General features: G+C 35.6%; 23 protein-coding genes and 1 tRNA gene. 12 read left to right on the forward strand and 12 right to left on the reverse strand.

The window, feature by feature from the left end; all coding sequences use genetic code 11:
• The first annotated feature begins 31 nt into the window (after nt 1–31).
• The 9 genes from QLS31_RS13860 (at nt 32) to QLS31_RS13900 (ending at nt 7,154) form a co-directional block, all read left to right on the forward strand.
• Complete coding sequence (locus QLS31_RS13860) at nt 32–1,000, forward strand: hypothetical protein (protein ID WP_282744344.1); 969 nt, start codon at nt 32–34, stop codon at nt 998–1,000.
• Nucleotides 1,001–1,066: 66 nt separating this feature from the next.
• Complete coding sequence (gene rsmI / locus QLS31_RS13865) at nt 1,067–1,780, forward strand: 16S rRNA (cytidine(1402)-2'-O)-methyltransferase (RefSeq protein WP_282744345.1); 714 nt, start codon at nt 1,067–1,069, stop codon at nt 1,778–1,780.
• A gap of 14 nt (nt 1,781–1,794) precedes the next feature.
• The gene (locus QLS31_RS13870; RefSeq protein WP_099714189.1) at nt 1,795–2,139 is read left to right on the forward strand and encodes a HopJ type III effector protein; all 345 of its coding nucleotides are present in this window, start codon (nt 1,795–1,797) and stop codon (nt 2,137–2,139) included.
• A 104-nt stretch (nt 2,140–2,243) separates the two neighbouring features.
• Nucleotides 2,244–3,944 (forward strand): single-stranded-DNA-specific exonuclease RecJ, encoded by a 1,701-nt coding sequence (gene recJ, locus QLS31_RS13875; RefSeq protein ID WP_282744346.1) that lies wholly within the window; start codon nt 2,244–2,246, stop codon nt 3,942–3,944.
• Between the two features lie 10 nt (nt 3,945–3,954).
• Entirely contained in the window at nt 3,955–5,223 is a 1,269-nt protein-coding gene (locus QLS31_RS13880; protein WP_282731881.1) for an MFS transporter, read from the forward strand.
• Between the two features lie 149 nt (nt 5,224–5,372).
• The gene (locus tag QLS31_RS13885) at nt 5,373–5,729 is read left to right on the forward strand and encodes a hypothetical protein (RefSeq protein WP_282744347.1); all 357 of its coding nucleotides are present in this window, start codon (nt 5,373–5,375) and stop codon (nt 5,727–5,729) included.
• A 161-nt stretch (nt 5,730–5,890) separates the two neighbouring features.
• Nucleotides 5,891–6,439, forward strand: coding sequence for a Panacea domain-containing protein (locus QLS31_RS13890; protein WP_282744348.1), 549 nt, complete (start codon nt 5,891–5,893; stop codon nt 6,437–6,439).
• A 2-nt stretch (nt 6,440–6,441) separates the two neighbouring features.
• Nucleotides 6,442–6,888, forward strand: a complete 447-nt coding sequence (locus QLS31_RS13895; RefSeq protein WP_282744349.1) for a hypothetical protein — start codon at nt 6,442–6,444, stop codon at nt 6,886–6,888.
• Nucleotides 6,889–6,890: 2 nt separating this feature from the next.
• Nucleotides 6,891–7,154: a hypothetical protein gene (locus QLS31_RS13900; protein WP_282744350.1), complete on the forward strand. Its 264-nt coding sequence runs from the start codon at nt 6,891–6,893 to the stop codon at nt 7,152–7,154.
• Between the two features lie 190 nt (nt 7,155–7,344).
• On the opposite strand, the gene QLS31_RS13905 is transcribed toward QLS31_RS13900, so the two are convergent.
• From QLS31_RS13905 to QLS31_RS13915, 3 genes are all read right to left on the reverse strand, one after another.
• Nucleotides 7,345–8,097 carry a UDP-2,3-diacylglucosamine diphosphatase gene (locus tag QLS31_RS13905; RefSeq protein WP_282744351.1) on the reverse strand — a complete coding sequence of 251 codons (753 nt, stop codon included), beginning with the start codon at nt 8,095–8,097 and terminating at the stop codon, nt 7,345–7,347.
• Nucleotides 8,098–8,101: 4 nt separating this feature from the next.
• Nucleotides 8,102–8,566, reverse strand: a complete 465-nt coding sequence (locus QLS31_RS13910) for a 6-carboxytetrahydropterin synthase (protein ID WP_099714184.1) — start codon at nt 8,564–8,566, stop codon at nt 8,102–8,104.
• Between the two features lie 188 nt (nt 8,567–8,754).
• Nucleotides 8,755–9,522: an enoyl-CoA hydratase/isomerase family protein gene (locus QLS31_RS13915; RefSeq protein ID WP_282744352.1), complete on the reverse strand. Its 768-nt coding sequence runs from the start codon at nt 9,520–9,522 to the stop codon at nt 8,755–8,757.
• A 125-nt stretch (nt 9,523–9,647) separates the two neighbouring features.
• Here QLS31_RS13915 and QLS31_RS13920 point away from each other — a divergent pair.
• Nucleotides 9,648–9,721, forward strand: a tRNA-Ala gene (locus QLS31_RS13920).
• Between the two features lie 88 nt (nt 9,722–9,809).
• Here the strand turns inward: QLS31_RS13920 and mtgA are convergent.
• Complete coding sequence (mtgA, locus tag QLS31_RS13925; RefSeq protein WP_282744353.1) at nt 9,810–10,556, reverse strand: monofunctional biosynthetic peptidoglycan transglycosylase; 747 nt, start codon at nt 10,554–10,556, stop codon at nt 9,810–9,812.
• Nucleotides 10,556–11,668, reverse strand: coding sequence for an FAD-dependent oxidoreductase (locus QLS31_RS13930; RefSeq protein WP_121342960.1), 1,113 nt, complete (start codon nt 11,666–11,668; stop codon nt 10,556–10,558). Before QLS31_RS13930 ends, mtgA begins: the two co-directional genes overlap by 1 nt.
• Nucleotides 11,669–11,881: 213 nt before the next feature.
• Between QLS31_RS13930 and QLS31_RS13935 the strand changes: the two genes are divergently transcribed.
• Nucleotides 11,882–13,783 carry a S9 family peptidase gene (locus QLS31_RS13935; RefSeq protein WP_282744354.1) on the forward strand — a complete coding sequence of 634 codons (1,902 nt, stop codon included), beginning with the start codon at nt 11,882–11,884 and terminating at the stop codon, nt 13,781–13,783.
• A gap of 69 nt (nt 13,784–13,852) precedes the next feature.
• Here the strand turns inward: QLS31_RS13935 and accC are convergent, their stop codons facing one another.
• From accC to pdxA, 6 genes are all read right to left on the reverse strand, one after another.
• Nucleotides 13,853–15,199 carry an acetyl-CoA carboxylase biotin carboxylase subunit gene (accC, locus tag QLS31_RS13940; RefSeq protein ID WP_099714178.1) on the reverse strand — a complete coding sequence of 449 codons (1,347 nt, stop codon included), beginning with the start codon at nt 15,197–15,199 and terminating at the stop codon, nt 13,853–13,855.
• 98 nt (nt 15,200–15,297) lie between these two features.
• Nucleotides 15,298–15,777 carry an acetyl-CoA carboxylase biotin carboxyl carrier protein gene (accB, locus tag QLS31_RS13945; RefSeq protein WP_099714177.1) on the reverse strand — a complete coding sequence of 160 codons (480 nt, stop codon included), beginning with the start codon at nt 15,775–15,777 and terminating at the stop codon, nt 15,298–15,300.
• Nucleotides 15,778–15,800: 23 nt separating this feature from the next.
• Nucleotides 15,801–16,799, reverse strand: a complete 999-nt coding sequence (locus QLS31_RS13950; RefSeq protein WP_282715151.1) for a beta-ketoacyl-ACP synthase III — start codon at nt 16,797–16,799, stop codon at nt 15,801–15,803.
• 173 nt (nt 16,800–16,972) lie between these two features.
• Nucleotides 16,973–17,167, reverse strand: coding sequence for a 50S ribosomal protein L32 (gene rpmF / locus QLS31_RS13955; protein WP_007137315.1), 195 nt, complete (start codon nt 17,165–17,167; stop codon nt 16,973–16,975).
• A gap of 9 nt (nt 17,168–17,176) precedes the next feature.
• Complete coding sequence (locus tag QLS31_RS13960; protein WP_282744355.1) at nt 17,177–17,719, reverse strand: DUF177 domain-containing protein; 543 nt, start codon at nt 17,717–17,719, stop codon at nt 17,177–17,179.
• Between the two features lie 85 nt (nt 17,720–17,804).
• Nucleotides 17,805–18,854 carry a 4-hydroxythreonine-4-phosphate dehydrogenase PdxA gene (gene pdxA / locus QLS31_RS13965; protein WP_282744356.1) on the reverse strand — a complete coding sequence of 350 codons (1,050 nt, stop codon included), beginning with the start codon at nt 18,852–18,854 and terminating at the stop codon, nt 17,805–17,807.
• A gap of 58 nt (nt 18,855–18,912) precedes the next feature.
• On the opposite strand from pdxA, the gene QLS31_RS13970 reads away from it, so the two are divergent.
• Nucleotides 18,913–19,500: a riboflavin synthase gene (locus QLS31_RS13970; protein ID WP_282744357.1), complete on the forward strand. Its 588-nt coding sequence runs from the start codon at nt 18,913–18,915 to the stop codon at nt 19,498–19,500.
• A 31-nt stretch (nt 19,501–19,531) separates the two neighbouring features.
• Here QLS31_RS13970 and QLS31_RS13975 read toward each other — a convergent pair whose 3' ends face one another.
• Nucleotides 19,532–19,762: a hypothetical protein gene (locus tag QLS31_RS13975; protein WP_282744358.1), complete on the reverse strand. Its 231-nt coding sequence runs from the start codon at nt 19,760–19,762 to the stop codon at nt 19,532–19,534.
• Nucleotides 19,763–19,999: the final 237 nt, after the last annotated feature.

The raw sequence follows: 19,999 nt of genomic DNA on the forward strand, positions 1-19,999 counted from the left end.
ACCCGCCTAACACACTATAATTTCAAAAGTTATGAAAAAAAAATTGGAAGCCGATTTAATCAGCATTGCACACAGAATATTACAATTAAAAAATAAATCTGACATCAATCAATTATATCTGGAAACGCAGAAATTATATGAAAAACTTTCTGTCTTACGATTTGTAGACGAGCACTTTAGTGAGGCGAAACCAACTATTGGCGCTACTGAAATAGAGCAAAAAATTGAATCCATTTTTGATAAAACAGAATCGGTTCAACCGAAAGCTAAAGCAGTAATCGAAGAAACTGTTGTCGAAGAAATTGCTGAAACGCCTTTGGAACAAACAACAACTGCTGATGAATCTGAATCTGAAACAAATATTGTGGAAGAAGAAACTGTTGAAGTTCCTTTAGAAGGAACAATTTCTAATGAAGAAATAACTCCGGAAGAAGAACCCATTATGGAGGAAGAAATAGTTGCTGAGGAAAAAGAAACTTCGGAACCTGAAAAAGCAACGTTCACTCCGGCTTTTGAATTATCTCACGAGGAGGAAGTAGAAACGGAAGTGGAAGCTCCAAAGAAAATGGAACCGGTACAAATTTCTTTCGAAGATTTATTGGGTGGGAATTACCATGATACCCAATTTGTAAAAGTGCAACAAATTGAAAATATTCCCACTGCAGTAGTAATCGAAACTCCAAAAGAAATCGTTGCGGAGGAAGAAAAAACAGTACCTGTCAAAGAAGAAGCTGTTGAACCAAAAACAGTTTCGCTGAACGAAAAATTAGCCAAAGGAATCAACATCGATTTGAATGATCGAATTGCTTTTATAAAACACCTTTTTGGAAACAGCAGCGAAGATTACAACCGTGTTTTAAATCAATTAATCACGTTTGATACGTTCTACGAAACCAGAGATTTTATTCAGGAAATGGTAAAACCGGACTACAACAACTGGGAAGGAAAACAAGAATATGAGGAACGTTTTATGGATATTATAGAGAAGAAATTCTTGTAAACTTTCTGAATATACATTTGAACAAATACAGATTTTCTATAGAATTTGTATTTAATTATTTTATCTATGTCAAAATTATACATCGTTCCTACGCCTATCGGCAATCTCGAAGATATGACTTTTCGAGCGATTCGGATTCTTAAGGAAGTCGATTTGATTCTCGCCGAAGACACGCGTACGAGCGGAAAATTGTTAAAGCATTTCGAGATTGGCACACACATGTACAGCCATCACATGCACAACGAACACAAAACCATCGAGAGTTTAATTTCGAGATTGAAAGCCGGAGAAAATATCGCCTTGATATCAGATGCGGGAACGCCTGCCATTTCGGATCCGGGTTTTTTATTGACTCGCGCTTGCGTTGAAAACGGAATTGACGTAGAATGTTTGCCTGGTGCAACAGCATTTGTTCCTGCATTAGTCAACAGCGGCTTACCCAATGACAAATTTGTTTTCGAAGGGTTTTTGCCTGACAAAAAAGGACGTCAAACCCGATATTTAGCATTAGCGGAAGAAACAAGAACGATGATTTTATATGTTTCCCCCCACAAATTAGTAAAAACTTTAGCGGAATTCATCACCTATTTTGGCGAAGACCGTCAAATATCGGTTTCCAGAGAATTATCCAAACTGCACGAAGAAAATGTTCGCGGAACAGTTAAAGAAGTGGTCGCTCATTTTGATAAAATAGCGCCAAGAGGAGAAATTGTCGTCGTAGTCAGCGGAAAAACAATCACTAAAGAACCTAAAAAAAGTAAATTTTCGGAAGAAGAATAACCTATAAAAATACCATGAATTTAGAATCCTTTTTAGAAAAATTAAAGCAGACACCAGAATCCATCGCTTTTGCAGAAACCATTGCAACAATTGAAGAAAACTACGACTTTACTCCAACGGCATTTGAGAACGGTTTGCAACACAATGCAGCTGGAGAAAATTCAGGTTCCTGTAAATTATTTGCTTTCGCCGAAATTCAAAACCTATCAGAAGCAGAAACATTAGCTTGTTTTGGAGCATATTATTACGAAGATGTTTTAAAAAATCCAAACGGAACTGATCATCAAAACATTCGCAATTTCATGAAAACCGGTTGGGATGGAATCGCATTTTACGGTAGTGCTTTAGTATTGAAATAAAAAAGTTAAAACGTAAATTCGTAAATTAAATCGACAGACATAATTAACGGAATTAGCGGTAGTCACTTTTTCGAATTCCTAATTTTTTATAATCCCAAACCAATATGCGTTGGACCCTTAAATCAAAACCTTCCGAAGATACCGTGAAAAATTTGGCGAAAGCTTTGAATGTGGAGGATTTTGTAGCCACTTTATTAGTGCAACGCGGCATCGAAACTTTTGAAGATGCCAAACGGTTTTTTCGCCCAAGTTTAGATGATTTGCACGATCCATATTTGATGAAAGATATGGAAAAAGCAGTTGCCCGAATCGAAAAAGCGATTGAAAACGAGGAAAATATCCTTGTTTTTGGCGATTATGATGTAGATGGAACCACCGCAGTTTCACTCGTTTCTTCCTATTTAAAAACCTATTATCCAAACGTGGCGACCTACATTCCCGATCGTTATGACGAGGGTTATGGAATATCCTTTAAGGGAATTGACTTTGCTGATGACAATGGATTTTCACTCATCATTGCTTTGGATTGCGGTATAAAGTCTATCGATCATGTGGCTTACGCCAAAGAGCGAAACATCGACTTTATCATTTGTGACCACCACAGACCGGGAGATTTTTTACCCGAAGCCGTTGCCGTTCTCGACCCAAAACGAGACGACTGCACCTATCCTTATGATGAATTGTGCGGTTGCGGAATAGGCTTCAAGTTGATTCAGGCATTGGGGAAAAACAGAAACCAGACAATCGATGATTTGATTCCGTATCTGGATTTAGTTTCGGCTGCAATTGCTGCTGATATCGTCCCGATGACCGGAGAGAATCGAGTGTTGGCTTATTTTGGATTGCAAGTCATCAATTCTGACCCAAGACCAGGAATCAAAGCCATCATTCACCAAATAAAAAAACAAACCTTAGATATTACCGATGTTGTTTTCATCATCGCACCCAGAATAAACGCTGCCGGACGCATCAAACACGGCAATCATGCGGTGGAATTATTAACCGAATTTGATTTTGAGCAAGCTCAACAATTTGCTTCTGAAATCGAGGCGTATAATTCGGAGCGAAAAGATTTAGACAAATTAATCACCAAAGAAGCGTTAAAACAAATTGAGGAAAACAATGAAAAAGAGCGTTTTACTTCCGTAGTTTTTCAAGAAGATTGGCACAAAGGAGTGATTGGAATTGTCGCTTCAAGATTGATTGAAACATATTATCGTCCGACACTTGTTTTTACCAAAAGCGGGGACAAATATGCTGCTTCGGCACGTTCCGTAAAAGGATTTGATGTCTATAATGCACTCGAAGCCTGTACCGAACATTTGGAACAATTTGGTGGTCATATGTATGCTGCGGGAATGACGTTGAAGGAAGAAAACTATCAAATCTTCAAAGATGCTTTCGAAAAAGAAGTCGAAAGAACCATTCATCCGGATATGTTGACGCCCGAAATTGCGGTTGATGCCGAAATTGATTTTGCGGATATCACTCCAAAATTAATTAGAATCCTGAAACAATTTGAACCGTACGGCCCACAAAATATGACTCCAATTTTCCTGACCAAAAACATCAAAGATACCGGTTATGGAAAACCGCTTGGACAAGAAGACGAACATTTAAAACTTTTTGTTAAACAATCCCGAAGCCTCGGGACCGAAGGCATCGCTGCAATTGGTTTTAATTTGGGAAACAAAATCGAACTGACTACCCATCAAAAACCTTTTCAAGCCGTGTATTGCATTGATGAAAACGAATGGAAAGGTAAATTAAGTTTGCAATTGCGATTGCGAGATATTAAACAATGATTCTGTTGCTATGAAAAAAAATGACCCATACTCTGCCCTGCGCTATAAAGAATTCAACATTTTTTTATTATTGCGTTTTGCCATGGTTTTTGGCTGGTCGATGCAGTTTATCGTGATTGAATGGGAAGTATACAGTTTGACCAAAAATCCGTTATCGTTAGGAATCATTGGATTAATGGAAGTCATTCCAGCTATTTCGATGGCATTATTTGCCGGACACATTGTTGATCAAAAGGAGAAAAAAGGATTGCTTTTCAAATGCATTTTAGGGTTTTCAATCATTAGTTTGGGCTTGTTTTTATTTACGTGGCCACCGTTTATCAAAGATTTTTCTACCCAAACTATTTTATACTCCATTTACTTTTTCGTGTTTCTAGGAGGATTGGTCCGTGCTTTTCTTGGCCCGACGATATTTTCTCTTTTGGCATTGATTGTTCCTAAAAAAATATATCCCAATGCTGCCACTTGGAGCAGTTCAGTTTGGCAAATAAGTTCGGTTTTAGGACCTGCAGTAGCCGGTTTTTCCATCAATTGGATTGGCGTTCACTGGTCAATGTCGATCGTTTTGGGATGTTCACTTTTTGCGTTAATCGCTTTAACCCAAATTGCAACGAAGCCTATTTTGAATCCAAAAATTGGGGAACCTATTATGGAAAGTTTGAAAGAAGGTGTGAAATTTGTTTTCAACAATAAGACGATTTTAGGCGCTTTATCATTAGATATGATTGCCGTTCTTTTTGGTGGAGCCGTTGCTTTATTACCCATTTTTGCACAGGATATTTTGAAAGTAGGGCCGCAGGGATTTGGTGTTTTGAGAGCCGCTCCTGCTGTTGGCGCTTTTTTGATGTTGATAATCTCCGCTTATATTCCTTTTACTAAAAATGCGGGTATGAAACTGCTGTCGGCAATTTTTGCGTTTGGGATTTGTATTATCGTTTTTGGACTTTCGTCGATTTTTTGGTTGTCAGTTGCGGCTTTATTTTTAAGCGGTGTTTTCGATGGGATTTCGGTGGTGATACGCCAAACTATTTTGCAATTGAAAACTCCCGATCACATGCGAGGCCGAGTTGCAGCTGTGAATTCTATATTTGTAGGTTCCTCTAATGAATTAGGAGCTTTTGAAAGCGGCTTAACTGCAAAGCTGATGGGAACTGTTAGCGCAGTGGTCTTTGGCGGAAGCATGACATTGATTACCGTATTTCTTACCGGAGCCGTATCGCCTACTTTTAGAAAACTAGACTTACAAAAAGATATTGAAGAACACGAAAAGAGCGAGTAATAAATAGTTTTTTAGAAAAAAACACTTGCTATAGCTCGTCGGTAAAATAATCTCAGGATTACATACCGACTTTTTTTTATGTCTTTTTTATGTTTTATTATTTAGAATAAATATAAATAATACTTATATTTGTTTCAAACTGATGACAGATGCAAGAAATAAAACAAATATATCATAACAATTTAGGTACTTCTTTTTACTGGAGAAAGGATAATGGCATTGTACTGGACAAAGTCCAACTGGTTTTTAGAGAAATGGGTTTTTATTTTACCCAACAGGAATTGCAACTATTTAAGCGCTGTATTGAGGACAGCTATATCCAAAATAAATGTTGCGAGGATTGTGAACTGAAAAACAAATGCCATAAATTTTTACTAAAAACGCCTTGTTCCCAAATTGATTTGGCCGTTTCCATGGAAGAATTAGATGCCGTAAAAGATTTGGTGGAAGGCACTTTGTTTAAAATAAATCTGGATGATTATTTGTATGGGGAAGGAATGAATTGAGGTTAAAATTTAGATTTTAGTTACAAGTTACACTCCTAGTTTTTATGAACTCTTTAATGCAAGAATAACACAATGTTAAAAACATTTGCGTATCATCTGTATGAATCCTACTTATCTTGTTAAATGATTGACAGTTAATAATTTTTATCTATATTTGCACTATGACAACTGATTTCTATATACAATTCGATGAAGACAGAACGGTAAATGCTGTTCTCTATATTACTTCAAAATTGAGTAGAAAGGATTTTCATAAAATTTTCAAAATTCTTTTTTTTGCTGATAGAGAACATCTTCTAAAATATGGAAGAACCATAACTGGTGACAACTATATTGCAATGAATGATGGTCCAGTCCCATCTAATCTCTATGATATTTTTAAATCTGTTAGGGGAAATGGTTTCTTCAAAGATAAGGGACATTTTTCGAAATATTTTTCAGTAGTAGAGGGTTGCTTATTAAAAGAGAATGTTGAACCAAATTTCAATAAGTTATCAAAAACGGATTTAGACCAATTGAACATTTCTTTAGAAAAATATGGAAATATGCCATGGAATGAAATTCGTGAATTATCTCATGGACAAGCGTGGATTAATACTGTAAATAATTCTTCTATATCTTTTACAGATATTTTAAAAGAAATTGAATCCGACGAGAGTTATATTAGTTATCTCAAAGAACAAAACTTATTGAAAATGCATCTTCAATAATAATGGGCTCTTTTAAAGATTTATTAGGTAGTGGACAAATACAAAAATTATTTAACGTTGGATTAGGAAAAGGCGACGTCTTTATAAGTGATTTTGAAGGAATTGATCACTTAAAAATGTTTATTGTTATTGGAATTTCTAAAAATACAGTTTTAACTTGCTCTGTATTTATAAATTCAGAAGTTCATCCATTTATTGCAAGAAATCAAGAACTTTTATCACTTCAAATTCCCATTCTTAAAAGCGATAATCCATTTTTAAATCACGATTCTTATGCATCGTGTAATAGTCCAATAAAATCATCCACCACAAATATTCAAAATAAAATAACTGATAAATCTTGCCGTGTTATTGGCAAAATATGCGAAAAAGACGTAACTACTATTACAGCAACTTTAGTAAATTCGGGTGTTCTTTCACCAGAGGAAATTGAATTATATTTTAGATAATTATGGAAGATTACAGAAAAATAGCAGAAAAAGCAGTTGAAGGTAAAAAAGAATTGATGCCTATCCATAATGGCACTATAGATGAATACAAATCACGACTAATTGTTTTTAGAGAAGTCATAGAAGAAGTAGATGTTATCCTTAAAGATTTAGGCAATCGATATATTGAGGAAAACCGCTGTAATTCCGAACAAACTGAACAAATTAGAGAAATTAATAAAACAATAATTTCCTCGCTTATCAAACATTTCACTTCGAATAAATAGTATTTTAACGTAAAGGTTTTTGGATTTAAATTTCGCAAACTAATTCCATCATACCTGACCTTGTAACCCGTAATGCACTCTAAATAAAATACATACAAAAATAAAATACTAATAGAGAGCCTCCAACATCTTTGTACGTTTTTTTATACAATCTAAAAAAACAAGAAGTAGAGAAAAACCTTGAAAATTATTAATACTTTTTGATTTCGAAATTCTCGCCATCAAAAACACCATAGGTAAAATACGTAATCCAGTCACCCAGATTCACATACTCGGCATTTTCTCCTACGGTTACTTTCATAGGCAAATGACGGTGGCCAAAAATAAGGTAATTGTAGTGTTTGCTTTCTAATTTCCTTTTGGAATAAAGAATCAGCCATTCATTGTCTTCGCCAAGAAAAGTCACATCTTCATCACCAGAAATAAGTTTGTTTTTTACGGAAAGGTATTGCGCCAGTTTCACGCCAATATCCGGATGAAGCCATCTAAAAAGCCATTTGAAAAACGGATTTGTAAATATTTTTTTCATGCGTTTGTATCCTAAATCTCCAGGACCTTTTCCGTCGCCGTGGCCAATAAGGAATGTTTTATCTCCAAAAGTGTATTCTTGATTGTCATGAAACACGGGAATATTCAGTTCTTTCTGGAAATAATCTTCCATCCATAAATCATGGTTTCCTACGAAAAAATAAATAGGGATTCCGCTGTCTCGGATTTCGGCGAGTTTGCCTAAAATACGAATAAATCCTTTTGGGACTACGGTTTTGTATTCGAACCAAAAATCAAATAAATCGCCCAATAGAAAGATAGCTTCGGCATCGTCTTTTACCTCATCGAGCCAAGCCACAAATTTTTGTTCTCTCGGAAAACTCAATTCAGGTGTTGGCGCGCCAAAATGTTGATCGGAGGCGAAATATATTTTTTTGTTATTGGGTAATTGCATGAAGTTACAGTATGGATTTCATATTATCACTGGCAAACCATTCTGCAAAAGAAGATTCGGTTTCTTGTAATTTCAAAGAGAAAAGAGTGATTCCTTCCGGTAATCGGCTGATGATTCTTTGAGAAAAATCGACTACCATATTTTCGCTTGTTGGTTGGTAATCTACCAAAATAACGTGGTGTCCGCGGCTCATTAATTCGTTTGCCAATTCGATATGAGGAGTCGTTCCGTTGAAAACAGTTGCATGGTCAAATTGATCTACAATTTCTTCTTTTACAATTTTCTTTAAATCCGTAAAGTCAATCACCATTCCAAATTTCACATTGGAACGATCTGTAATTGGAGTTCCAATTACCGTTACTGACAATTTATAACTATGTCCGTGAACATTTTTACATTTCCCGTCATAACCGTATAAGGCGTGTCCGGTTTCGAAACTAAATTGTTTTGTAATTCTGATATTGCTCATCGGAGTTTAATTTTGATGCAAATTTAGCAAATTGATATGAGAAATGAGATGTAAATCTTGGTATTTGGATTCCACTGAAGTCTAGCCCTGATGATCCCGAAGCTTCGGGAGGCATCCTTTTTATATGGTGATTTTTCTTCACCTTATAAAAAGATATAGTGAACAGCAGGAAATAGCTCCTGAAAAAATTACTTTTTGAATTGAGACAACGCTTTTCTGGTAAAATCAGAAAGCACCAATTTACCCGAAATCGCGGCGCGTTCCAACAACAATGAGTCCCAATGTTGCGTTCCTTCCCACAAAACCTTTTTCATTTCCAGTAAAGCTTCGGGATTATAACTGGATAATTTAGCGCTGAAATCAGCTATTGCGGCATCCAGTTCTTCAACGGTTTCAAAAGTATTGGCGTACAATCCTTTGGCTGCGGCCCAATCAGCGGTTTTCCATTCGTGGGCTGCGAGCGTCATTTCGGCCATTGCCGTCTTTCCGATTTTCTTGGAAACTACGGGCTCTATTACAAAAGGACCAATTCCGATTGCCAATTCTGATAGTTTTATAGAAGCATTTTTTGTTGCCAAAGTATAATCACAAGCGGACGCAATTCCTACGCCGCCACCAACTGCTTTTCCGTGAACGCGGCCCACAATAAGCTTGGAACAAGAACGCATCGCATTGATTAAATGCGCAAATCCAGAGAAAAACAGGGTTCCTGCTGCTTCATCAGAAACAGCCAAAAGTTCATCAAAAGAAGCGCCTGCACAAAAAGCTCCCGAGCCTTCACTTTCTATAACAATCACCGAAACGGCTGGATTTGTGCTTAAAATAGCGAACTCATTTGTTAAACGATTCAATAATTCTCTTGGAAAAGAATTGCTCGAAGGATGACCAAATGAAATGGTTGCGATTTTATTTTCGATTGTTGTGAAGAGCGAACCTGTTGGGTTTTCTGATGCCATAGCGGGGATTTTGATGTAAAGTTAAAAAAAGTAAAGGAGGATTTGACTTTTTTTCAAATAGAATGGATTTGTATTTTGAAATTTGCTTTTTGGAAAATTTATATGTTATATTTGCGAACACGTTTGGGGGATTAGCTCATTTGGCTAGAGCGCTTGCCTGGCAGGCAAGAGGTGATCGGTTCGAATCCGATATTCTCCACAAAATAAAACCGTAAAATCTTTTAATTAAGAGTTTACGGTTTTTTATTTTTAGAAATTGTTTGATTGTGTTATAAGACTGCTATAAACTATTTTGAATAATCTATTTTCCCTACTTGTCGCATCACACGTACAATTTTAGCTTTTCGTCTGTTGATATACGAAGAAGAACTGGTTGCCGAATATTTTCTTGGATTGGGTAAAATTGCGGCTATTCCTGCTGCCTGCATCGGCGTAAGACTACTAGCTCCTTTTCTATACCAATGTTCTGCGGCCGATTGCGCTCCATAGACACCATTTCCCATTTCTATACTGTTCAAATATACTTCCATGATGCGTTCTTTTCCCCAAATGATTTCGATTAAAACAGTGAAATACGCTTCAAGTCCTTTTCTCAAATAACTTCGGCCTTGCCAAAGAAATACATTTTTGGCCGTTTGTTGCGATATGGTGCTTCCTCCTTTTATTCTTCGTCCTCTTTCATTGCTTTTATATGCTTTTTGCATGGCGACAAAATCAAAACCATTATGTTTCAGGAACGTTCCATCTTCACTTGCGATTACGGCTTTTTGAAGATTCATCGAGATGTTTTCGATTGGTTCCCAGTCGTGGCTGAAAAAAACTTCTTTCCCGGCTGTTTTGTTTTCAATCGTTCGAATCACCATTAAAGGCGTAAACGGAACCGGAACAAATTTAAATAGTACCACAAAAAACAAAGAGAGTCCAAAGAACCATAGCAATGCTTTGAATAAAAAACGAGTTATTTTGCTCATAAGAGAGGTAGGTTCTTTTTTAACGGGTTGTCTTGATTTTCTTGGTGTTATTTTCGTTGCCATTATATTAAATCTGCTAATTCTGTTCCAATTAAACTTCCTATTGCTACTCCCATTCCGCCCAATCGTACGCCACAATAGACATTGTCAGATAATTGTGAAACAATGGGACTTTTGCTGTTACCAATACCCATGATGCCGCTCCAACGATGTGCAATTTGGAAATCCTGATGAGGCAAAATTACTTCTTTTAATAATTGTTCCAATTTTTTTTGGACGATTTCTGTTTGTCCAAATTCGGTTGTGTTCTCCGTCTCAAAATCCAGGTTTCTTCCACCACCCAATAATATTCTGTCGCCAATATTCCTGAAATAATAATACCCTCTATCCAAGTGAAAAGTTCCTTTTATATCTAAGTTTTTAATGGGTTCCGTGATTAAAACTTGCGCTCTGGCCGGCTTAACAGCTCCAGTTGTCAATGTATTTGCAAAACCGTTAGTCGCAAACAATATTTTTTTGGTACTAAAACTGAAATCACCAAGTGCCACTTCCACTCCATTTCCCTTATCGAAATAAGAAGTAACGGTTTGTTGGTTAAGAATTAAAATATTTTTAGAAACTGCTTCTTTCAACAAGGCCTGCATCATATTTCCGGTATCTATTTGTGCTTCAAAAGGATTGAAAACTAAATATTCCTGTATGCCGTTGAACCCAAAACGGTCTACTTCTTTGGCAAAAACATCCGCCTTAAATAGTGGTCTTAAAATTTCATTGATGAAGGGCAATTTCCCAACACACTCACTGTAACAACTTTCGTCGTCTTTTAAAAACAACTCATAACCACCATATGGTTTGAAATCTATGGTGTCGTCACCGAGTCTTTTTCGCAATAATTGCAAACCTTTCCAACGTTTTTGGATTAGATGAATCACTTCTTCCTCTGAATGGGATTTTAAATCATCTATAATTTCTGAAAGGCTTCCGAAACACGCAAAACCGGCATTTTTCGTACTCGCTCCCTGCGGTAACATTCCTTTTTCCAACACTAGAATTTTGCTTTCGGGGAATCTTTCGCGCAAGCGTAATGCAGCATGCAAGCCCACAATACCGCTTCCTACGATAGTATAATCTACATCAGTAAACCAGTTTTTTAATTCCCAATAGCTCAAATCCATGTTCAATTTTTTTCATAAAAATAATAATTTTTTGGATTTATTCTGAATTTATTTCAGGAGCTAATCCTGCTATCCGTTATAAATAAATTCACTGAACTCCAAATTAAAATAAAAGTAGTGTGACGTAATCTGGGCTAAAAAGCAAGTGTTAAAAACGAAAAAACATCAAATTAAATTGGCTAATTTTAGCATTCGAAAAAATCAATTATTTAAATGAAAAAAATACTACTTATACCCTTATTAATGATGAGTTTAACTGCTATGGCACAAAATGTAATGACTCCAGAACTACTTTGGAAACTAGGAAGAGTAACTCCTTTAGGTATTTCCAAAGATGGAAAAAATATAGTTTACAAAGTAACAACTCCTTCTGTTCAAGAAAATAAATCGGACACAAAATTCTACATTTTACCCGTAAATGGTGGAAATCCAACCGAAGTAAAAGAGACTAAAGATCTATTAAAAGACAAGAACATTTCTCCAGACGGGAAATATATTGTTTACAATGAAGAAGTAAAAATCGAAAAAATTCACGGAAAAGATTTTTATCCTGAACTGGAAAAATCAGATGTTCAAATCTACGATGGCTTGAATTATCGCCATTGGGACACCTGGAACGAAGGTAAATACAACCATGTTTTTTACAAAGAAAACAAAGAAGGCGCAGTGGGAATTGACATTCTGAAAGGAGAAAATTTTGACAGTCCACAAAAACCTTTTGGTGGAGACGAAGATTACATTTGGTCACCAGACAGCAAAAGTATCCTTTATGTAAGTAAGAAAAAATCAGGGACCGAATATGCAGTTTCTACCAACACCAATATCTTCGAATACAATCTGGAAACTGGAAAAACTAGCAATCGAACCGAAGAAAATCTAGGATATGATATTGCTCCTCAATTTTCTCCTACAGGAAATTTGACTTGGTTACAAATGAAACGAGACGGTTATGAAGCCGATAAAAACGACCTGATTGTTAGTTTCAAAGGAATGAAAATGAACCTAACGGCAAATTGGGATGGTACGGTAGATCATTTTATCTGGAGTAGTGACGGGAAAAAAGTCTATTTTGTGGCGCCGATAGACGGTACAAAACAATTGTTTGAAGTTAATTTTCCGGGTCTTGCAAAAATAGTAATTACCGTTCGTCAAATCACCACTGGAGAATTTGATGTCAATGATTTAGTTGGTTTTTCTGGTGACAACATTATTGTAACGAGAACTGATATGAATCATGCGGCGGAAATTTTTTCCTATAATTTAAAGAAAAATACTTGGAAACAATTGTCCAATGTCAATACAGCAACGTATAATTCTTTGGCGTTAAGCAAAACCGAAAGAAGATATGTAACGACTACGGACGGTAAAAAAATGTTAGTTTGGGTGGTACTTCCGCCTAATTTTGACGCCACAAAAAAATATCCAACACTTTTGTATTGTCAAGGTGGGCCACAGTCTCCATTGACACAATTTTATTCTTACCGATGGAATTTACAGTTGATGGCTGCCAATGGGTATATTGTTGTTGCTCCAAACCGTCGCGGTATGCAAGGTCATGGCGTGGAATGGAATGAGCAAATCAGTAAAGATTGGGGCGGACAAGTAATTGATGATTACCTATCGGCAATTGATGATGTAGCGAAGGAAAAATATGTTGATGCAACACGTTTAGGATGTGTTGGCGCCAGTTACGGCGGATATTCTGTTTTCTATTTAGCCGGAATCCACAACAACCGATTCAAAACTTTTATTGCCCATGACGGTATTTTTAATACCCAAAGCATGTATGGAACTACCGAAGAAGTTTTCTTTACCAACTGGGATTTTGGCGGTGCTTATTGGGAAAAAGATAATGCTGTTGCACAAAAAGCTTATACAACATTCAATCCAATGACGCTGGTAGAAAAATGGAATACCCCTATTTTAATTATTCAAGGCGGAAAAGATTTTCGTGTACCAACTGGACAAGGACAAGAAGCTTTTCAAACGGCACAATTACGAGGAGTAAAAAGTAGATTTTTGTATTTCCCCGAAGAAAATCATTGGGTATTAAAACCTCAGAATGCTCAGGTTTGGCAAAGTGAATTTTTCAAATGGTTGAAAGAAACTTTGTAGATTTATATATCGATAGAAAACAAAAAACCTCACTAAAAAGTGAGGTTTTTTTATATTTTGAATATTTTACTATTCCGGATCGTTCATTTTGAAAGTATCCATAAATGCAGTTGTGTACTCTCCTGCTATGTAACGAGGATCGTCCATCAATTGTCTATGAAACGGAATTGTCGTTTTTATTCCTTCGATTACAAATTCATCCAAGGCTCTTCTCATTTTACTAATGGCTTCCTCACGAGATTGAGCAGTAGTAATAAGTTTTGCAATCATTGAATCGTAATTTGGCGGAATAGTATACCCTGAATACACGTGAGTATCTAAACGAACTCCATGTCCACCTGGCATATGTAATGTTGTGATTTTCCCCGGAGACGGACGGAAATCATTATAAGGATCTTCTGCATTAATTCTGCATTCAATCGCGTGTAATTGTGGCAAGTAATTTTTACCCGAAATAGGTATTCCAGCAGCAACCATAATTTGCTCACGAATCAAGTCATAATCAATAACCTGCTCTGTAATTGGGTGCTCTACTTGAATACGGGTATTCATTTCCATAAAGTAGAAATTACGGTGTTTATCTACCAAAAATTCTACTGTTCCAGCACCTTCGTATTTAATGTATTCAGCTGCTTTTACAGCTGCTTCACCCATTTTTGCACGCAACTCATCTGTCATAAATGGAGATGGAGTCTCTTCGGTTAATTTTTGATGACGTCTTTGAACGGAACAATCTCTTTCAGAAAGATGACAGGCTTTTCCGTAAGAATCACCTACTACTTGAATTTCAATGTGGCGTGGCTCTTCGATTAATTTCTCAAGATACATTCCGTCATTTCCAAAAGCTGCCGCAGATTCCTGACGTGCACCTTCCCAAGCTTTCAACAATTCATCTTCTTTCCAAACGGCTCTCATTCCTTTTCCACCACCACCAGCAGTTGCTTTAAGCATTACTGGGTAGCCAAAATCTCTTGATAATTGTAAGGCTTGCTCGTACGATTCTAAAATTCCTACTGAACCTGGAACACAAGGAACACCTGCTTCAATCATCGTAGCTTTTGCAGAAGCTTTATCTCCCATTCTATCAATCATTTCTGGAGAGGCTCCAATGAATTTGATACCATGCTCTTGACAAATTTTAGAAAATTTAGAATTTTCAGAAAGGAATCCGTATCCTGGGTGTATTGCATCTGCATTTGTAATTTCGGCAGCGGCAATAATATTTGACATTTTTAAATAGGACAAGTTGCTTGGAGGTGGTCCAATACAAACCGCTTCATCGGCAAACTTTACATGTAGACTTTCGGCATCTGCAGTAGAATAAACGGCTACTGTTTTTATACCCATTTCCTTGCATGTTCTAATTACGCGTAACGCAATTTCCCCTCTATTGGCAATCAATATTTTTTTAAACATCTTTATTTGAAATTTTAAATGTTGAATTTTAAATTTTAAATTACTTCAAATAACGAAAACTCATCATTCAAAATTTATAATTTATAATTTATAATTTCTTATGATGGATCTACTAAGAATAACGGTTGGTCAAATTCTACTGGAGACATATCGTCAACCAATATTTTTACAATTTTACCAGAAACTTCAGATTCAATTTCATTAAATAATTTCATGGCTTCAATTACACAAAGTACGTCACCTTTAGAAATTGTTTTACCTACTTCAACAAACATTGGTTTATCTGGAGATGGTTTTCTGTAAAAAGTTCCAATAATTGGAGATTTTATGGTGATATAGTGCGCATTTTCTACTACTGGAACTTCTGGAGCTGCTGCAACCGGAGCAATTTGTTGCGGTGCTGCTGCTTGTGGAAGTGTAGCTTGAGCTGGCATTTGTTGAACATACGTGGTCTCAGTTACATTCCCTTCTAAAGTTGTTCTGATGGTAATTTTTACATCATCCATCTCTAATTTAACTTCTGCAACTCCTGAATTTGCTACAAACTTGATTAGATTTTGAATTTCTTTTAAATCCATAATTATTTGTTTTTAGTTTAAATTTATTTTTTATCGTATGCCCATTTTAGATATATAGATCCCCAAGTGAATCCACCTCCAAAAGCAGCCAAAATTATCGTATCTCCTTTTTTGAATAAATGTTCAAAATCATTAAGGACTAATGGTAAAGTCGCAGAAGTTGTGTTTCCGTATTTTTCAATATTCATCAGCACTTTAGAATCTTCTAAATTCATTCTATTTGCTGTTGCATCGATAATACGTTTATTGGCTTGATGAGGAACTAACCAATCAACATTTTCATTGGTTAAATTATTTCTTTTCAGAATTAATTCACTTGAATCAGCCATATTGGTTACAGCATATTTAAATACTGTTTTTCCATCTTGAATAATATTGTGTTTATTATCTCTTACCGTTTCGTAAGAGGAAGGAAGTAGAGAGCCACCAGCATCAATCTTTAAAAAATCTCTTCCGATTCCATCACTGCGTAAGTATTCGTCTTGCAACCCTAATCCTTCATAATTAGGTTCAAACAATACTGCTCCAGCTCCGTCTCCAAAAATGATACAAGTTGATCTATCTGTGTAATCTACGATAGAAGACATTTTATCAGCACCAATTAAAAGTACTTTCTTGTATCTTCCGGACTGTACGTACGCTGCTGCAGTTGACATACCAAATAAGAAACTGGAACATGCTGCTTGCAAATCATATGCAAAAGCATTTAAAGCTCCTATTTCGGTTGCTACATATACACCTGTTGCAGCAACAGGCATGTCTGGCGTTGCAGTTGCCATTATCAACAAGTCTATTTCTAGAGGGTCGATATTGGCTTTAGCTAATAAATCTTGTGCAGCTTTTATTGCTAAAAAAGAAGTTCCTTTACCCTCTTCTTTGAGGATTCTTCTTTCCTTTATTCCTGTACGAGAGGTTATCCACTCGTCATTGGTGTCAACCATGGCCTCAAGAGCTTTGTTAGTTAAAACAAAGTCTGGAACATAGGCTCCAACAGCGGTTATTGCGGCTGTAATTGTATTCATTGTATGCGATTATTTTTTGTCAAATGTTGCCATTTGAAAAATTTTTAAAAGACTTGAAAATTACAAAAAAAATTCCATTTTCATTTGATTTGGAACTTCTTATTTAACGAAAATTATAAACAACAAAAAAACTCTCACGATGTGAGAGTTCGAATATCATTTACAAAAATGTATTAAGCAACAGCTACAGATTTATCTATAACAACTTGCCCTCTGTAATACATTTTACCTTCATGCCAGTAAGCTCTATGGTATAAATGCGCTTCTCCTGTGATAGGACAAGTAGCAATCTGCGCTACAGTAGCTTTGTAATGTGTTCTTCTTTTATCTCTTCTTGTTTTGGAGATTTTTCTCTTAGGATGCGCCATTTTACTATATTATTTATCCGTTAATAGTTGCTTTAATTTGTCCCAACGCGGGTCAATATTTTCTTCTTGTTTATTCTCTTTTTTTACTTCTTTTACTATAAGTTCATTAAGTTTAGTCAAAGCTTCTGTTTTTAAACTTCCATCTTTAACTCCTGGATGAACTCGTCTTAGAGGCACTGACAACACTATCATTTCATAGATATATTGTGCAATATCTACTTCAAACTCTCCATGAGGTAAAATCAACAATTCTTCATTGTCATTATTATACTCCTCGCCAAAACGAACTATTAATTTCATTTTGCCTTTAACAGGTAAGTCAAAATCTTCGCTTGTTAAATCACAAGGTACATTTACGACTCCTTTATGCTTAAAACTTAACTCTAACAGCGTACTTTTTTTCTCTAAAACTACATTTACTTTGATATTTGAATCTTGATATTCATTATAATCAAAGATTTCAAAGAACGAATTATTTATTTGATACTCAAAATGATGTTTTCCTAGCTTTAATCCTATAAAAGGTATTAAAAAATCTTTTGTCTTCTTCATTTCAACAACAATTTGACCCTAAACTTCGGGAGTGCAAAGATATAAAATTATTGCAAATCTAATAATGTTATTCACTTTTTTTTGTTTACAACTGTTTTTCTTTTGTTTTCAATGGCTTCACACTGATTTCGGCATATTGATTTCTCGAATGATAAATATCAATCGCAAGATATACAGCCTCTTTGAATGAGTTAAAATCAGCCACTCCTTTTCCAGCAATATCGTAAGCAGTACCATGATCCGGCGAGGTTCTTATTTTATTCAAACCCGCAGTATAATTCACGCCATTACCAAAAGATAATGTTTTAAAAGGAATTAATCCTTGATCGTGATAGACCGCTATAATAGCATCATACTTCTCGTATTGACTACTTCCAAAAAAACCATCCGCAGCAAAAGGACCAAAAACCAAAGTGCCTTTGTCAAATATCTTTTTCAATGTTGGCTTTATAACCAAATCATCTTCGGTACCAATAACACCTCCATCACCACAATGCGGATTCAACCCTAAAACAGCTATCTTAGGCTTATTAATACTAAAATCCTGTATCAATGATTGCTTTACCGTTTCGATTTTTCTTTTAATCAATTCTTCCGTAAGATGAGAAGCCACTTCACTTAACGGAATATGATCCGTCAAGAGCCCTACTCTTAAATTATCCTGAACCATCAACATAAGTGCATTTCCCTCAAGCTCTTGGTCTAAATAATCCGTATGCCCAGGGAATTTAAAATCCTCTGATTGGATATTATACTTATTTATAGGCGCAGTAACCAATACATCTACAAGACCATCCTTTAAAGCTTTGGTAGCCGCAACAAATGATTTTATAGCATATTCACCTGCCTTAGGATCATTTACTCCAAGATTCAAATCAACTCCTTCTCTCCAAACATTTAAAACATTAATCTTTCCAGGAACAATTTGATCCAGTTTATCAATTCCATGCAATAAAGACGCAGATTGAAAACTTTTCTTTACAAAAGACAACAACTTAACATTAGCAAAGATAACAGGAGTACACAACTCTAACATACGAGAATCCTCGAATGTTTTTAAAACAACTTCGCTTCCAATACCGTTTAAATCTCCTATAGAAATCCCAACGATTATATTTTCTGCTTTTTTCATCATGACCTAACGTTATTTATTGCTAATTTTGAAGTGCAAATTTAGTAAAATAAAACAAGAAATGTTTACAGGAATCATAGAAACCCTTGGCACCATCCAAGAAATAAAAAAAGAGAACAGTAATGTTCACATAACGATGAATTCATCGATTACGAGCGAACTACAAATTGACCAAAGCGTTGCTCATAACGGAATTTGCCTTACTGTTGTCGCTATCAATGATACTTTCTATACCGTGACCGCCATAGACGAAACGATAAAAAAAACAAATCTAGCGGATTGGAAAGTTGGAGACAGCGTTAACTTAGAAAGAGCAATGAAACTTGGCGACAGACTTGACGGACACATTGTTCAAGGACACGTAGACCAAACGGGAACCTGCATTACTGCAGAACAAACCGATGGAAGCTGGCTTTACACCTTTGAATACGACGAAAAACTAAACAACATTACCATCGAAAAAGGTTCAATTACCGTAAATGGTGTAAGCTTAACCGTGGTGAATTCTAAAAAAAATGAATTTAGCGTAGCCATAATCCCTTACACGTATGAGCACACTAATTTCAAAACCTTTGAAGTTGGCACAAAAATAAATCTTGAATTCGATGTAATTGGCAAATACGTTTCTAGACTATACGCTAACAAATAACTTGCAACGACACTAAAAACAAAAACCCCATTTAAATTGGGGTTTTTGTTTTTAATATATTGGTGTAAATGATATAAATTCCAAATAATAATGAAATTGCAATTATTATAACACTATTCTCGTCAATAGACAATCCAGGTGGTGGTGGCGGTTTTTTTGACGTAGGTGCAGGAGGACCAGAACCTCCAGGACCAGCAAAAACATCCACAATCCCAAAAAGGAAAATGATTAAAAAATAAAAATTATTTGACTCAATTTTCATCGGCTTCAAAAATAGTAAATTTACTGAAATAAAAAAATCTATAAAATCACAAATAAGAAAGTCTTATCCCTAACATCATAACAAAGATACGTGTTTTAGTCCAACTTGGTTTTTAATAAAATATGTTTATCCGTATTAACACCTAATTTTTTTGTATCTTTAAAATCTAAACAGATTTGATATGAATATTTTAGATTTTTATAAAGAGTATCCAGATGAATTGAGCTGTAAAGTCAA

The sequence above is a fragment of the Flavobacterium sp. XS2P24 genome (genome assembly GCF_030010285.1).
Taxonomy (GTDB): domain Bacteria; phylum Bacteroidota; class Bacteroidia; order Flavobacteriales; family Flavobacteriaceae; genus Flavobacterium; species Flavobacterium algoritolerans.

Coding starts and splice junctions, on each gene's coding strand:
- QLS31_RS13975 (WP_282744358.1), bottom strand. CDS start 19,762: ATGAAAATTGAGTCAAATAATTTTTATTTTTTAATCATTTTCCTTTTT.
- QLS31_RS13970 (WP_282744357.1), top strand. CDS start 18,913: ATGTTTACAGGAATCATAGAAACCCTTGGCACCATCCAAGAAATAAAA.
- QLS31_RS13890 (WP_282744348.1), top strand. CDS start 5,891: ATGACAACTGATTTCTATATACAATTCGATGAAGACAGAACGGTAAAT.
- accC (WP_099714178.1), bottom strand. CDS start 15,199: ATGTTTAAAAAAATATTGATTGCCAATAGAGGGGAAATTGCGTTACGC.
- QLS31_RS13950 (WP_282715151.1), bottom strand. CDS start 16,799: ATGAATACAATTACAGCCGCAATAACCGCTGTTGGAGCCTATGTTCCA.
- accB (WP_099714177.1), bottom strand. CDS start 15,777: ATGGATTTAAAAGAAATTCAAAATCTAATCAAGTTTGTAGCAAATTCA.
- QLS31_RS13905 (WP_282744351.1), bottom strand. CDS start 8,097: ATGCAATTACCCAATAACAAAAAAATATATTTCGCCTCCGATCAACAT.
- QLS31_RS13915 (WP_282744352.1), bottom strand. CDS start 9,522: ATGGCATCAGAAAACCCAACAGGTTCGCTCTTCACAACAATCGAAAAT.
- QLS31_RS13935 (WP_282744354.1), top strand. CDS start 11,882: ATGAAAAAAATACTACTTATACCCTTATTAATGATGAGTTTAACTGCT.
- pdxA (WP_282744356.1), bottom strand. CDS start 18,854: ATGATGAAAAAAGCAGAAAATATAATCGTTGGGATTTCTATAGGAGAT.
- recJ (WP_282744346.1), top strand. CDS start 2,244: ATGCGTTGGACCCTTAAATCAAAACCTTCCGAAGATACCGTGAAAAAT.
- QLS31_RS13910 (WP_099714184.1), bottom strand. CDS start 8,566: ATGAGCAATATCAGAATTACAAAACAATTTAGTTTCGAAACCGGACAC.
- rpmF (WP_007137315.1), bottom strand. CDS start 17,167: ATGGCGCATCCTAAGAGAAAAATCTCCAAAACAAGAAGAGATAAAAGA.
- mtgA (WP_282744353.1), bottom strand. CDS start 10,556: ATGGCAACGAAAATAACACCAAGAAAATCAAGACAACCCGTTAAAAAA.
- QLS31_RS13900 (WP_282744350.1), top strand. CDS start 6,891: ATGGAAGATTACAGAAAAATAGCAGAAAAAGCAGTTGAAGGTAAAAAA.
- rsmI (WP_282744345.1), top strand. CDS start 1,067: ATGTCAAAATTATACATCGTTCCTACGCCTATCGGCAATCTCGAAGAT.
- QLS31_RS13895 (WP_282744349.1), top strand. CDS start 6,442: ATGGGCTCTTTTAAAGATTTATTAGGTAGTGGACAAATACAAAAATTA.
- QLS31_RS13960 (WP_282744355.1), bottom strand. CDS start 17,719: ATGAAGAAGACAAAAGATTTTTTAATACCTTTTATAGGATTAAAGCTA.
- QLS31_RS13870 (WP_099714189.1), top strand. CDS start 1,795: ATGAATTTAGAATCCTTTTTAGAAAAATTAAAGCAGACACCAGAATCC.
- QLS31_RS13885 (WP_282744347.1), top strand. CDS start 5,373: ATGCAAGAAATAAAACAAATATATCATAACAATTTAGGTACTTCTTTT.
- QLS31_RS13880 (WP_282731881.1), top strand. CDS start 3,955: ATGAAAAAAAATGACCCATACTCTGCCCTGCGCTATAAAGAATTCAAC.
- QLS31_RS13930 (WP_121342960.1), bottom strand. CDS start 11,668: ATGGATTTGAGCTATTGGGAATTAAAAAACTGGTTTACTGATGTAGAT.
- QLS31_RS13860 (WP_282744344.1), top strand. CDS start 32: ATGAAAAAAAAATTGGAAGCCGATTTAATCAGCATTGCACACAGAATA.